The sequence below is a fragment of the Streptomyces glaucescens genome, assembly GCF_002154375.1.
GTDB classification, from domain to species: domain Bacteria; phylum Actinomycetota; class Actinomycetes; order Streptomycetales; family Streptomycetaceae; genus Streptomyces; species Streptomyces glaucescens.
Genome location: NZ_MUND01000295.1, coordinates 1 through 13,164, shown reverse-complemented (window position 1 = coordinate 13,164; position 13,164 = coordinate 1). Strand labels below are relative to the sequence as shown.

General features: G+C 72.1%; 11 protein-coding genes. 4 read left to right on the top strand and 7 right to left on the bottom strand.

What is annotated here, in order from left to right; all coding sequences use genetic code 11:
• Positions 1–288: 288 nt before the first annotated feature.
• Entirely contained in the window at positions 289–2,865 is a 2,577-nt protein-coding gene (gene pepN, locus CCN42_RS20000) for an aminopeptidase N (RefSeq protein ID WP_086737525.1), read from the bottom strand.
• Between the two features lie 149 nt (positions 2,866–3,014).
• Here pepN and CCN42_RS19995 point away from each other — a divergent pair, with 149 nt between their 5' ends.
• The gene (locus CCN42_RS19995) at positions 3,015–3,653 is read left to right on the top strand and encodes a mycothiol-dependent nitroreductase Rv2466c family protein (RefSeq protein ID WP_086737523.1); all 639 of its coding nucleotides are present in this window, start codon (positions 3,015–3,017) and stop codon (positions 3,651–3,653) included.
• A gap of 91 nt (positions 3,654–3,744) precedes the next feature.
• On the opposite strand, the gene argG is transcribed toward CCN42_RS19995, so the two are convergent.
• The 4 genes from argG to CCN42_RS19975 are packed head-to-tail and all read right to left on the bottom strand — an operon-like array spanning position 3,745 to position 7,063.
• Positions 3,745–5,193, bottom strand: a complete 1,449-nt coding sequence (argG, locus tag CCN42_RS19990) for an argininosuccinate synthase (protein WP_086737521.1) — start codon at positions 5,191–5,193, stop codon at positions 3,745–3,747.
• 47 nt (positions 5,194–5,240) lie between these two features.
• Positions 5,241–5,690 carry an NUDIX hydrolase gene (locus tag CCN42_RS19985; protein WP_211294752.1) on the bottom strand — a complete coding sequence of 150 codons (450 nt, stop codon included), beginning with the start codon at positions 5,688–5,690 and terminating at the stop codon, positions 5,241–5,243.
• A gap of 9 nt (positions 5,691–5,699) precedes the next feature.
• Positions 5,700–6,620 (bottom strand): pyridoxamine 5'-phosphate oxidase family protein, encoded by a 921-nt coding sequence (locus tag CCN42_RS19980; RefSeq protein ID WP_086737517.1) that lies wholly within the window; start codon positions 6,618–6,620, stop codon positions 5,700–5,702.
• A complete protein-coding gene (locus CCN42_RS19975) occupies positions 6,620–7,063 on the bottom strand; it encodes a VOC family protein (protein ID WP_086737515.1) in 444 nt (147 codons plus the stop codon). The genes CCN42_RS19980 and CCN42_RS19975 overlap by 1 nt, the downstream gene beginning before the upstream one ends.
• A gap of 130 nt (positions 7,064–7,193) precedes the next feature.
• On the opposite strand from CCN42_RS19975, the gene CCN42_RS19970 reads away from it, so the two are divergent.
• On the top strand, positions 7,194–7,736 hold the full coding sequence (locus tag CCN42_RS19970; protein ID WP_086737513.1) for a CGNR zinc finger domain-containing protein: 543 nt from the start codon (positions 7,194–7,196) through the stop codon (positions 7,734–7,736).
• A 198-nt stretch (positions 7,737–7,934) separates the two neighbouring features.
• Positions 7,935–11,240: a S8 family serine peptidase gene (locus CCN42_RS19965; RefSeq protein ID WP_086737511.1), complete on the top strand. Its 3,306-nt coding sequence runs from the start codon at positions 7,935–7,937 to the stop codon at positions 11,238–11,240.
• Between the two features lie 65 nt (positions 11,241–11,305).
• Here CCN42_RS19965 and CCN42_RS19960 read toward each other — a convergent pair whose 3' ends face one another.
• Together CCN42_RS19960 and CCN42_RS19955 are read right to left on the bottom strand one after the other, a co-directional pair.
• Positions 11,306–12,079, bottom strand: coding sequence for a hypothetical protein (locus CCN42_RS19960; RefSeq protein WP_086737509.1), 774 nt, complete (start codon positions 12,077–12,079; stop codon positions 11,306–11,308).
• 1 nt (position 12,080) lies between these two features.
• The gene (locus tag CCN42_RS19955) at positions 12,081–12,629 is read right to left on the bottom strand and encodes an RNA polymerase sigma factor (protein WP_173883422.1); all 549 of its coding nucleotides are present in this window, start codon (positions 12,627–12,629) and stop codon (positions 12,081–12,083) included.
• Positions 12,630–12,735: 106 nt separating this feature from the next.
• On the opposite strand from CCN42_RS19955, the gene CCN42_RS19950 reads away from it, so the two are divergent.
• Positions 12,736–13,164 (top strand): TerD family protein (locus CCN42_RS19950; RefSeq protein WP_143661961.1); only part of this gene is annotated, 429 nt, incomplete at its 3' end.

The following is a 13,164-nucleotide window of genomic DNA, read 5'->3' as shown; positions in this document are numbered from 1 at the left end:
GGTCAGGACCCGGCGGCTGCCGCCGGAGATGTGGTGCAGGGGGCGGGGGGAGAGCGGGGTGTTGTGGGTCATGTACCGGGGATTCCCGCGCCCGATCCGTCCTTTAACCCCTGTTACACGCCCGTCGACACATCCGGACAATCCTGCGCTAAAGGACACATGTTCGGATGCCGATGGGATGCCGAAACCCCTGGTCCACGCGGGGTGGCCCAGGGGTTACGGGTGTTCATGCCTGAGTTTCGTAACGGTCACCCACGGCCCGAGCTTTGGCCAGAGCGACCGGGTGGCTCACTCCGCCGCCGCGTCGCACTCCTGCCCGCGCAGCGCCCGCGCCAGGTCGTCCCGGGCCTCCAGGACCAGCCGGCGCAGGGCCGGCGGCGCGTCCTCGTGGGCCGCGAGCCATGCGTCGGCCGCCGCCAGCGTCCCGGGGGAGTCCTGGAGCGACGGGAACAGGCCCCGCACCACGTCCATGCCGATCTGGATGGACCGCTCGGCCCACACCCGCTCGATGACGGCGAAGTACTTCTCCGCGTACGGGGCCAGCAGCTCCCGCTGGGACGGCTGCGCGAAGCCGGTGATGGTGGCCTCCACCAGCGCATTGGACAGCGAGTCGGACTCCACCACCCGCGCCCACGCCTGCGCCTTCACCGCCACCGACGGACGCGCGGCCAGGCAGCGCACCTGGTGGCGCTTGCCGGACGCGGTGTCGTCCCGGGCCAGTTCCGCCTCCAGCGCCTTCTCGTCCGCGTGACCGTGCACGACCAGCGGCTCGAGGAGCACCCACCGCAGCTCCTGGTCCACCTCCAGGCCGTCGATCTTCTCGGTGCCCGCCAGCAGGCCCTTCAGCAGCTCCGCGTCCGAGTCCCGGGACGCCGCCGAGGCGAAGAACCGGGCCCACGCCAGCTGGTGCTCGCTGCCCGGCCCGGCCGCCCGCAGCTCGCGCAGGGCGCCCTCCGCCAGCAGCCGCTCGCCCTCCGCGCGCCAGGCCGGAGCCGCGTAGTGGACCAGCGCCGAGTTCGCCCAGGCGTGCAGCATCTGGAGCACGCCGATGTCCGACTCGCGGCCCGCGAACCGCAGCACCAGGCCGATGAAGTCCCGCGCCGGGAGCAGCGCGTCCCGCGTCATGTTCCACAGCGCGGACCAGCACAGCGCCCGCGCCAGGGGATCGTTGAGGTCGCCGAGGCCGCCCTTCAGCGTCTCCAGCGACGTCGCGTCGAAGCGGATCTTGCAGTAGGTCAGGTCGTCGTCGTTGACCAGCACCAGCTCCGGCGCCTCGGCACCCGCCAGCTCCGCCACGACCGTGCGCGGACCGTCCACGTCGGCCTCCGCGCGCGCGTACCGCTCCAGCGCGCCCTGGGCCGTACGCCGGTACAGGCCCACCGCGACCCGGTGCGGGCGCAGCTCGGGGTGCGACTCGGCGGCCTCCTGCACCACCGCCAGCTCGTCGATCCGCCCGTCCGTGTTCAGCAGCACCTGCGGGGTCAGCGCGTTCACCCCGGCCGTCTGGAGCCAGGAACGGGACCAGGCCGCCATGTCCCGGCCGGACGTCTCCTCCAGCACCGACAGCAGGTCGCCGAGGCGGGTGTTGCCGTACGCGTGCCGCTTGAAGTAGCGCCGGGCACCCTCCAGGAACGCGTCCTGGCCGACGTACGCCACCAGCTGCTTGAGCACCGAGGCGCCCTTGGCGTACGTGATGCCGTCGAAGTTGAGCTTGGCGTCCTGCAGGTCGCGGATGTCGGCGGTGATGGGGTGCGTGGAGGGCAGCTGGTCCGCGCGGTACGCCCAGGCCTTGCGGCGGTTGGCGAAGGTGATCCAGCCGTCGGTGAAGCGGGTCGCGCCGACCAGCGAGAACGAGCCCATGAAGTCGGCGAAGGACTCCTTCAGCCACAGGTCGTCCCACCACTCCATGGTGACCAGGTCGCCGAACCACATGTGCGCCATCTCGTGCAGGATCACGTTGGCGCGGCCCTCGTAGGACGCCCGCGTCACCTTGCCGCGGAAGATGAACTCCTCGCGGAAGGTCACCAGCCCCGGGTTCTCCATCGCGCCGAGGTTGTACTCGGGCACGAACGCCTGGTCGTACTTGCCGAACGGGTACGGGTAGTCGAAGTGGTCGTGGAAGAAGTCCAGGCCCTGCTTGGTGACCAGGAAGACGTCGTCCGCGTCGAAGTAGGGGGCGAGGCCCTTGCGGCACATGGCGCCCAGCGGGATCTCCAGCCGCGTGCCGTCCTCGAAGGTCCGCACGTAGGAGTCCGTGACGTAGTGGTAGGGGCCCGCCACCACACACGTGATGTACGTCGAGATGGGCCTGGTCTCCGCGAACCGCCAGACCCCGTCGGCCCGTTCGCCGGTGCCGTTGCTCCACACCGTCCACTCCTGCGGCGCCCGCACCTCGAAGCGGAACGGGGCCTTGAGGTCCGGCTGCTCGAAGTTGGCGAAGACCCGCCGCGCGTCGGCCGGCTCGTACTGCGTGTAGAGGTAGACCTCGCCGTCCTCCGGGTCGACGAACCGGTGCAGGCCCTCGCCGGTGCGGGAGTAGGCGCACTGCGCATCCACGACCAGCTCGTTCTCGGCGGCCAGGTCCTCCAGCAGAATCCGGGAGCCGTCGAAGACCTCGCTCGGGTCCAGGTCGCGGCCGTTCAGCGAGACGGCCGTCACGCTCGGCGCGATCAGGTCCGCGAAACTGGACGCGCCCGGCTCGGCACAGCGGAAGCGGATCGTGGTGACCGAGCGGAAGGTGCGCGGGCCGTCACCGGCGTGGTCGCCGACGGCGGAGCGCACGTCGAGGGACACGTCGTACCCGTCGACCGACAGCAGAGCGGCCCGCTCCCGGGCCTCGTCGCGGGACAGATTCTCACCGGGCACGGGCGGTACTCCCTCGTACGTGATGACTACGCCTGAACAGCACCGATCCTGCCATGCGCCCCTGACGCGCGGCAGCAGGGAATGAGCGGGCAGGGCGGTGGTGTTCTCCCGGACGTTGCCGCGGTCAAGCGCCACTGCCAAGGAGAGACATGTCCGAGAAGACCCCCGTCGACTTCTGGTTCGACCCGCTGTGCCCCTGGGCCTGGATGACCTCCCGGTGGGTGCTGGAGGTGGAGAAGGTCCGGGACATCGAGGTCCGCTGGCACCTGATGAGCCTCGCCGTGCTCAACGAGGACAAGCTCGACGAGCTGGACGAGTGGTACCGCGAACTGCTCACCACCAAGGCGTGGGGTCCCGTCCGGGTCGTCATCGCCGCGCAGGAGGAGCACGGCACCGAGGTGCTGGGCGACCTGTACACCGCGATCGGCACGCGCTTCCACAACCAGGGCGCGGGCCCGGAGAAGGAGGCGGTCGCCGCCGCCCTCGAGGAGGTCGGCCTGCCCGCGTCACTGATGGACCACTGGGACGACACCCCGTACGAGGAGCAGCTGCGCGCCTCCCACAAGGAGGGCATCGAGAAGGTCGGCCAGGACGTCGGCACCCCGATCATCGCCGTGCCCGGCCCCGACGGTGAGCAGATCGCCTTCTTCGGCCCGGTCGTCACCCCCGCCCCGAAGGGCGAGGAGGCCGCCCGCCTGTGGGACGGCACGCTGGCCGTCGCCTCGGTCCCCGGCTTCTACGAGATCAAGCGCACCCGCACCAAGGGCCCGGACTTCAGCAACCTGTAGGGACTGCCCGGCGGTCCGGCGGGGTACGACTGCGGGCCCCGGCGGAGGGTGATCCGCCGGGGCCCGTACGACCGTTGAGCCGGTGAGTGGGTCAGTCCGTGCCGGACTCCATCGCCGCGCGGTCCAGGAGGGCCTCTTCGTCCGGGGCCTCGCCGCGGGAGGCGATCGCCTCCGCGCCACCGCGGTCCATGGCGCCGATCAGACCGGTGGAGGCCGCCTGGGCGGCGCCGATCAGGGTGGGGTGGTCGGGGCCGACCATGCCGAGGCCCGCGTACTGCTCCAGGCGGGCCCGGGAGTCGGCGATGTCCAGGTTGCGCATGGTGAGCTGGCCGATGCGGTCGCCGGGGCCGAACGCGGAGTCCTCGGTGCGCTCCATGGACAGCTTGTCCGGGTGGTAGCTGAGCGCCGGGCCGCGGGTGTCGAGGATCGAGTAGTCCTCGCCGCGGCGCAGCCGCAGGGTGACCTCGCCGGTGATCGCGGCGCCGACCCAGCGCTGGAGCGACTCCCGGACCATCAGGGCCTGCGGGTCCAGCCAGCGGCCCTCGTAGAGCAGCCGGCCGAGGCGGCGGCCCTCGGTGTGGTACGCGGCGACCGTGTCCTCGTTGTGGATGGCGTTGACCAGGCGCTCGTAGGCGATGTGCAGCAGGGCCATGCCGGGCGCCTCGTAGATGCCGCGGCTCTTCGCCTCGATGATCCGGTTCTCGATCTGGTCGGACATGCCGAGGCCGTGCCGGCCGCCGATCGCGTTGGCCTCCATCACCAGGTCGACGGCGGAGCCGAACTCCTTGCCGTTGACGGTGACCGGGCGGCCCTGGTCGAAGCCGACGGTGACGTCCTCGGGGGCGATCTCCACGGCCGGGTCCCAGAAGCGGACGCCCATGATCGGCTCGACGGTCTCGATGCCGGTGTCCAGGTGCTCCAGCGTCTTGGCCTCATGGGTGGCACCCCAGATGTTGGCGTCGGTGGAGTACGCCTTCTCCGTGGAGTCCCGGTAGGGCAGGCCGTGGGCGAGAAGCCACTCGGACATCTCCTTGCGGCCGCCCAGCTCGGTCACGAAGTCCGCGTCCAGCCAGGGCTTGTAGATCCGCAGGTGCGGGTTGGCGAGCAGCCCGTAGCGGTAGAACCGCTCGATGTCGTTGCCCTTGAACGTGGAACCGTCGCCCCAGATCTGGACGCCGTCCTCCAGCATCGCCCGGACGAGCAGCGTGCCGGTGACGGCGCGGCCCAGCGGGGTGGTGTTGAAGTAGGGGCGCCCGCCGGACTTGATGTGGAACGCGCCGCAGGCGAGTGCGGCCAGCCCTTCCTCGACCAGCGCGGCCTTGCAGTCGACGAGGCGGGCGATCTCGGCGCCGTACTGCGCGGCGCGGCCGGGCACCGAGGCGATGTCGGGCTCGTCGTACTGGCCGATGTCGGCGGTGTACGTGCACGGGACGGCGCCCTTGTCGCGCATCCAGGCGACGGCGACCGAGGTGTCGAGCCCGCCGGAGAAGGCGATGCCGACGCGCTCGCCGACAGGGAGGGAGGTGAGGACCTTGGACATAGCAAAACTATGCAACATCTCGCATTGTCATGCAAGCTCGCGCATTGTCATGCACCATCCCCGGCGTCCTGCCGCTCCCCCCACATCCCCAGCGCGATGTCCACCAGCGGCACCCTGACCAGCCCGTCCACCGCGTCCAGGGGGTGCCACGCCGCCATGTCCGTCGAGCCGCCGATCTCGAAAGTCAGCTCCCCGCCGACGACCCGCGCCGCGTACAGCAGCCGTACGGAGTGCTGGTCGACCGGACGGCGCAGACCCCGGCGGGGGGACTGGCGCCGGAAGGAGGAGACGCCGAGGAGACCGGTCACCTCCACGCGGTAGCCGGTCTCCTCCAGCAGCTCCCGGCGGACCGTGTCGTACGGGTCCTCGCCGTGCTCCATGCCGCCGCCCGGCAGCACCCACTCGCGGGTGCCGTCCTCGGCCGGGGAGCGGGCCAGCAGGACCTGGCCGTCACGGACGCATATGGCGTAGGCCGCCACCCTCAACATCTGCCGCATTCGGGGACGTTAGCGCGCCGGGAGCGGATTGGCGGGCGAGTATTGAGGCGCGGACCAGCGCAGCGGGAGCGCGCCGGGGGTCTCGACCGCCTCCGCGATCGTGAAGCGGACCGTGCGCTCCCCGTCCGGCGTGAACTCCGTGCGCGCCTCGCCGGTCAGCTGGAGCGTCGTGCCCGTCTCCCAGTCCAGGACCAGCAGGCCCGCGCGCGGATCGGCGGCCAGGTTGCCCAGGGTGAGGAACATGGCGTTGCCCGGGTAGTCGCGCCAGCTCAGCTCGTGCGGCGAGTCGACCCGGAGGAAGCCGGGCAGGCCGCCGCGATGGCTGGCGTCGGCGCCCCCGGGGCGGACGGTGGCGACGAACGCCGTGTCCGCCGCCGCCAGGAACGCCGCCTGAGCGGCGGTCAGCGAGGCGCCCCGGCGCCGCTCCCCCGGCACGCGGTCCGCGACCACCTCGTACGACTCCCGCTTCTGCAGGTACTTCGGGCAGTTGGCGAACACCTGTCGTGCCGTCACCGCGAATCCGCGCTCCGTCGGCTCGGCCACGCCGTTGAGGCGCATCCGGCGGCGGGTGCGCGGATCGAGGGCGATGGTGCCGACCTCGGTGCCCGGGGTCGCGAGGGCGGTCGCGAGCGGATCGGCCGAGGGCGGGCCTCCCCCGCTGCTCGCCGCGGAGGCGGGGCCCCCGGCCACCGAGACGCGGTGCGGGCCGGTGGCGCGGGCGAAGCCGGGGGCGCCGGTGAGCGCGGAGGCCCACACCCGGCCGGTCCCCGGATCGGCCGCGCCGGCCACCAGCAGCGGCTGCTGCTCCAGGAAGGCGGCGGCGACCGCCTTGATGCCGGATCCGATGGAGCGGCCGACGTGGTCGGCGAGGCCGCGGACGCCGACCCGCTCCTGCACGGCGAGCGAACCCGCGTGATAGACGCCGGCCATTAGAAGAATCCGCAGGTGGGAGCCGAACCGTTGGGCGCCGGGGCGTCTTCGGCGCCGCTCGGCGCGCAGATCTCCAGGCGGATGCCGTCCGGGTCGTGGAAGAAGATGCCGCCCGAGGCCGCGCCCTCCCGGTGGGCCACCACGCCGTCGTAGGCGAACTCGGCGCCGTACGCCCGCAACGCCTCCTCGTACTCCCTGACCCGCTCGACGGAGTCCACCTCCAGGGCGAGGTGATGCAGGCCGGAGCGGTCACCGTCGAACGGCTGCCCCGCCTGCTCCCACAGGGCCAGGGTCAGGCGCTCGCCGTCACCCAGGAGGGCGAACCGCCGGCCCTCCTCCTTGCCCTCGGTGAGCAGCGTGAAGCCCAGGAGGTCCCGGTAGAAGGCGAGGGAGCGGCCGAGGTCGGTGACGTTCAGGCCGACGTGGCCGGTGCGCAAGGTCATGACTGTCCCCTTCAGCTGACGTGGGCGGGGCCTCGTCTTTCTAACCCCTGTAAATGAGATTAAAGGTTAGATCCATTGAGCGTCAACCGGTGATCTAAGCTTGAGGGGTTAGTTCCGAAGGAGGCCGCCGATGCCCGCCGCCCGCGATCCCCGCCCGCTCACCGGTGAGCCGCTCGCCCTCGACCTGCTCAACACCCGGTGGGTCCACGAGGGCGCCCCGCACGACCTCCTCGACGACACGGACGGACTCGCGGTCTGGCTCGCGGCGAACGCGCTGGACGAGCGGTTCACCGCCGACGCGGACACGCTGCGGCACACCCTGCGGGCACGCGAGGCCTTGCTTGCGGCGGTGGACGGCTCGCTCGCGGCCGGCGCGGCGCGGGTGGACGCCGTCCTCGCGCACGGCCGGATCCGGGCCACCCTGACCGAGGCGGGACCGGGCGAGGAGGCCGAGTTCGCGGACGCCTCCTGGGGTCCGGGCTGGCTCGCCGCCCGCAACTACCTGGAACTGCTCGCCACCGCCCCGGACCGCATCCGCCCCTGCGCCCACGAGGCGTGCGTGCTGCACTTCTTCGACACCTCACGCAACGGCACGCGCCGCTGGTGCTCGATGGCGGTGTGCGGGAACCGGGCGAAGGCGTCGCGGCACTACGCCCGTTCCAAGGACGCCTGAGAGGCGTACCGGCGGGTCGACTCGCCCCTCTTCAGGGGTTATCCACCCAAATCACATCGCGGGTTTTCCCCATACATCCATATCGTTTCGGTCAACCCTCCCCAAAAACCGGTCTCTTGGGTAAGGCTGAGCGGTCGTCCGGTGTCGCATTCCGGACGACAAGCGACACGCTCGTTCCCTCACCTACAAGGGATGCCGATGACCCACACCCCCCAGAGCGACCCGATACCGGGCGCGAGACGCGTGGCCCGCATCGCCGTGGCCGCCGGTCTGGTCGCCGCGCTCTCCGCCGCCGGGCCGATACCCATGGCCTTCGCGGCGGACCCGGCCGCCCCCGCGGCGGCCGACCCGGGCGCCAAGTCCGCCCACGACAAGCTCGGCTCCGACGACGCCGACCTGCTCGCCGAGGCCAAGGCCGCCGGCGACAAGAGCGTGACCATGATGGTCGCCACCGCACCCGGTCGGACGGAGCAGGTCGCGAAGCAGCTCGACGCGGTCGACGGCGGTCTCGTGGGCCGTACATACGACCAGGTCGGCTACGTCCGCGCCACCGTCCCCACCGGCAAGGCCGACGCGGCCATCGCCGCCGCCGCCAAGCTCTCCTCCGTGCACGGCATCGACCTGCGCCAGGAGATCCCGCTGGAGGACCCGTCGCCGAACGCGGGCGCCGCCAAGGGCGCGAGCGCCACCGGCAGCTACCCGGCCCCCGGCGAGGACACCCCCGCCGAGAACCCGTACAACCCGTCCTTCGAGACCGGCGCCGTCGACTTCGTCGAGGACCACCCGAAGGCGGACGGGCGCGGCATCACCATCGGCATCCTGGACTCCGGTGTCGACCTCGGGCACCCGGCGCTGCAGAAGACGACGACCGGCGAGCGCAAGATCGTCGACTGGGTGACCGCGACCGACCCGGTCGCCGACGGTGACGGCACCTGGCGCCGGATGACCACCTCGGTCGCCGGCCCCGGCTTCGCCATCACCACCGCCGCCCTCGGCACGGAGACCTTCAAGGCCCCCGAGGGCGCCTACCGGTTCAACTACTTCTCCGAGTCCGCCACCACGGGTGGCGACATGGCCGGTGACCTGAACCGGGACGGCGACACGTCGGACGTCTGGGGCGTGCTCTACGACGCCGCCGCCGGCACCGTCCGCGTCGACCTGAACGACGACCTCGACTTCACGAACGACGAGGCGATGAAGCCGTACAAGGACGGCTTCCAGATCGGGTACTTCGGGACCGACAACCCGGCCACCGAGATCGCCGAGCGCATCCCGTTCGTGGTCGAGATCCGCAAGGACGTCGTCTACAACTCCTCCGGTGCCAAGGCCGACTACGTCAGCATCGGCGTCATCGAGGGCTCGCACGGCACCCACGTGGCCGGCATCACCGCCGCCAACGGCCTGTTCGGCGGCGAGATGAACGGCGCGGCGCCCGGCGCCAAGCTGGTCTCCTCGCGCGCCTGCACCTGGTCCGGCGGCTGCACCAACGTCGCGCTCACCGAGGGCATGATCGACCTCGTCGTCAACCGCGGCGTCGACATCGTCAACATGTCGATCGGCGGCCTCCCGGCGCTGAACGACGGCAACAACGCGCGTTCCGAGCTGTACACCCGGCTCATCGACACCTACGGCGTCCAGCTGGTGATCTCCGCGGGCAACTCCGGCCCCGGCGCCAACACCATCGGCGACCCCGCCCTCTCCGACAAGGTGATCTCGGTCGGCGCGACCATCTCCCAGGAGACCTGGGCCGCCAACTACGGGTCGCGGGTGGAGAAGGACTACGCGATGATGCCGTTCTCCTCGCGCGGTCCGCGTGAGGACGGCGGCTTCACGCCGACCCTGTCCGCGCCCGGTGCGGCGATCAACACCACGCAGACCTGGTCGCCCGGCGGCCCGGTCGCCGAGGCCGGCTACAGCCTGCCGCCCGGCTACTCCATGCTCCAGGGCACCTCGATGGCCTCCCCGCAGGCCACCGGCGCCGCCGCGCTGCTGCTGTCCGCCGCCGAGCGCAAGGGCATCGAGCTGACGCCGGCCACCCTGCGCACGGCGCTCACCTCGACCGCCGACCACATCCCGGGCACCCAGGCCTACGAAGAGGGCGCGGGCCTGATCAACATCGAGGACGCCTGGGACTCGATCCTGGACGGCGCGAAGGCCCACGAGTACACCGTCAAGGCGCCGGTCGACACCGCGATCGACCAGTTCCTGAAGACCCCGGGCTTCGGCACCGGCCTCTACGACCGCGAGGGCGGCCTGAAGGCCGGGCAGAAGAAGACGTACGAGATCACGCTCACCCGCACCTCCGGTGCCGACCGCGCGATCCGGCACGAACTGCACCTGGAGAACAACGCGGGCGGCACCTTCCGCATCGTCGGCTCCGACGAGGTGAACCTGCCGCTGAACCAGCCGGTCACCGTCAAGGTGCAGGCCGCGCCGAAGTCCGCCGGGCTCAAGAGCGCGATCCTGGAGGTCGACGACCCGCGCACCGAGGGCATCGACAAGCAGGTGCTGAACACGGTCGTGGTCGCCGCGCCGCTCGAGTACACCTACGCGGCGTCCGGTTCCGTGCAGCGCAACAGCCACAAGTCGTACTTCGTGACCGTGCCCGAGGGCGCCAAGTCGCTCGAGGTCGCCATCGGCGGGCTGAAGGGCAAGAGCCAGACCCGGTTCATCGCCATCCACCCGTACGGCGTCCCGGCCGACCCGACGTCGACGGTCAACTGCTACGCGAACTACACCAACCCGGCCAACACCTGCCGTCCGGACGTGCGGTCCTACGCCGACCCGCAGCCGGGCGTCTGGGAGATCGAGGTCGAGTCGCGCCGTACGTCGCCGCTGCTGGACAACCCGTACAAGCTGGACGTCACCGTGCTCGGCGCGGCCTTCGAGCCGGAGACCGTGACCGTGCCCGAGGCCAAGGTCGGCACCCCGGCCGCCGTCTCCTGGAAGGTGACCAACAAGTACGCCGCCCTGGAGGGCAAGCTGGCCGGCGGCCCGCTGGGCTCCTCCAAGACGGCCCGCCCGAGCATCGCGGACGGCGTCACCCAGACCACCACGGTCGAGGTGCCCGAGGGCGCGCAGTCGCTGGACGTCACCATCGGCAACGTCTCCGACGCCGCCGCGGACCTCGACCTGGTCGTGAAGAACGCGGCCGGCGGCGAGGTCGGCAGCTCCGCCGACGGCGACTCCGAGGAGTCGGTCTCCGTGCCGAACCCGGCCGCCGGGACCTACACCATCGAGGTCGTCGGCTACTCGGTGCCCGCCGGTTCCACCGCGTACGACTACCTGGACGTGTTCTTCTCCCAGGCGCTCGGCTCCGTCACGGTCGACGAGTCGGCCGCGGTGAAGCTCGGCACGGGTGACTCGGCGACGGTCTCCGGCAGCGTCACCGCCGCCGCGGCCGCGCCCGAGGGCCGCGAGTTCTTCGGCCAGGTCCAGCTGGTCAACGCGCGCGGCACGGCCGCGGGCCTGGGCAGCGTGAAGATCGAGAAGGTCACGCCGTAACACCTGCGGGACCTCAGGGGCGGGCGTCCGTTCGGGCGCCCGCCCTTCTCCGTGCCCGGGCCCGCTCACTCGCAGACGATGGTCCGCGCCTTTGGCAGGGCGCCCTCGATCGCCTGCCGCTGCGGGGCGATGGCCTCCTCCCCGACGAACCAGAAGTCGGCGGTGGTGCCGGCGCGCGGGACGGCGACCAGGACGTGGTCGCCCTCACGGAGCCGAGCGGGGGCGCCGAAGGCGGGTTCGTCGCCCTTGACGAAGGCGGCCGTCCGCTCGCCGCCCCCGGCGGGCCGGTAGGACCGCGTCACGTCCAGGGTGACGCGCTGCTCGCCGGTGCGCGGCACCGGGACCACCTCGGTCACGGTCCCCTCCACGAGCAGCCCGGTGCAGGCCAGGTAGGCGGGCGAGCCGAGCGGGCCCGTCGACTTGTTCCCAGGGCCCTCGGCGGCGGAATCGGCGGCCTTCGCCCCGCTCGCCATGGCGTCGTCGCCCGCCCCTGCCTGGACGGCCAGCCAGCCCAGGCCCGCGAAGACGGACGCGGCAGCGGCGGCGACCAGCCCGCCCACGACGAAGCGCACGGCCCGCGGCCGGCGCCCGGACCGCCGCGCCGGCACGGAGCGCTGGACGGCTCGCGGGGCGGGGCGGGACGCCGGCTCGGCACTCAGCGCGAGCCCGATCACCTCCAACTGCTCGCGCAGCAGGGCGACGTCGGCCTCGGCCTCCCGGTACTCGGCCAGCAGGGCGGCGTCGGCGCGGGCCTCCTCGGACAGCGGCTCACCGGTGACCACGGCCAGCAACGGGTCGTTGCGGCCGGAACCGTCCTGCCCGTCGTGTTCGACGGTCACGTCACACCACCTCGTCCTCGTGCAGCCGGGCCCGCAGGGACCGGACCGCCGTGTGCAGCCTGCTCTTGACCGTGCCCTCGGGGATGCCGAGTTCCTCGGCGATGGAGCGCACCGGCAGGTCGGCGTAGAAGCGCAGCACCACGACCTGCCGCTGGGCGTCGGGCAGTTCGTCCAGGCCCTGGGCGACGGCCACGGAGAGCACGCTGGTGTCCTCGCCGGACGGGTGCTCCAGCTGCCGCAGCGAGGCCAGGCGTTCGCCGATCCGTTCCTGGCGGCGCTTGGCACGGTGCCAGTCGACGGCGAGGTTGGATGCGACGACCGCCGCCCACGCGGAGACGTCCCGCGGTGCCTCGCGTCCGCTGGCGGCGCGCTCCAGCAACCGCAGGCGGACCTGCTGCACCCCGTCCGGCAGGTCCGCCTGCGGCACCCCGCCCAGGGCGAGCACCGCCCGTACCCGTCGTTCCTGGGCCGCGTCCAGCGGGTCGTCGGCACCGTGGTCCGCCCGGTACGCCCCCTGGACGCGGCGGGCCATTCTGCGCAGCACAGCCACCCCTCTCCTCGCCGCGTTTCCCCTAGGACGCGGCGGAGGGTGGAAACGTTCGGCCCGACTCGCGGAATCTTCTCTTCACATGATCGTCGCTGAGAACATGTGTTCCATGACGCACATCATCAAGGGCGCCAACACGCCCGTCCCGGCCGGTCCGTTGCGGGTCGCGGTCGGCCGCGGCACGGTCCCGGGCGCGCCGGCCGTAGACGCCTCGGCGCTGCTCCTGGACGCCGCGGGCCGGGTCCGGGACGACGCCGACCTGGTCTTCCGCGGCCGGCCGCGGCATCCCTCCGGCGCGGTGCGTCACGTGGGCGTCGGGCAGGGCGGCGGCCAGTTCGCCGAGTGGCTGGAACTCGACCTGCCGGACATCGAACCGGCCGTCCAGCGGGTGGTGATCACCGGGTCCTGCGCGGGCGGGACGTTCGGGCAGGTGCCGGGGCTGTACGCGCAGGCGGTGGCGTACGACGGCACGATCGCCGCGCACTACGAGGTGACGGACGCCTCCACGGAGACGGCCTTCGTGCTCGGCGAGTTCTAC

Excerpts from the sequence above, each read along its gene's own strand:
- CCN42_RS19975 (WP_086737515.1), bottom strand. The coding sequence starts at position 7,063 with ATGACCTTGCGCACCGGCCACGTCGGCCTGAACGTCACCGACCTCGGC.
- CCN42_RS19970 (WP_086737513.1), top strand. The coding sequence starts at position 7,194 with ATGCCCGCCGCCCGCGATCCCCGCCCGCTCACCGGTGAGCCGCTCGCC.
- argG (WP_086737521.1), bottom strand. The coding sequence starts at position 5,193 with ATGTCCAAGGTCCTCACCTCCCTCCCTGTCGGCGAGCGCGTCGGCATC.
- CCN42_RS19985 (WP_211294752.1), bottom strand. The coding sequence starts at position 5,690 with ATGCGGCAGATGTTGAGGGTGGCGGCCTACGCCATATGCGTCCGTGAC.
- CCN42_RS19965 (WP_086737511.1), top strand. The coding sequence starts at position 7,935 with ATGACCCACACCCCCCAGAGCGACCCGATACCGGGCGCGAGACGCGTG.
- CCN42_RS19995 (WP_086737523.1), top strand. The coding sequence starts at position 3,015 with ATGTCCGAGAAGACCCCCGTCGACTTCTGGTTCGACCCGCTGTGCCCC.
- CCN42_RS19980 (WP_086737517.1), bottom strand. The coding sequence starts at position 6,620 with ATGGCCGGCGTCTATCACGCGGGTTCGCTCGCCGTGCAGGAGCGGGTC.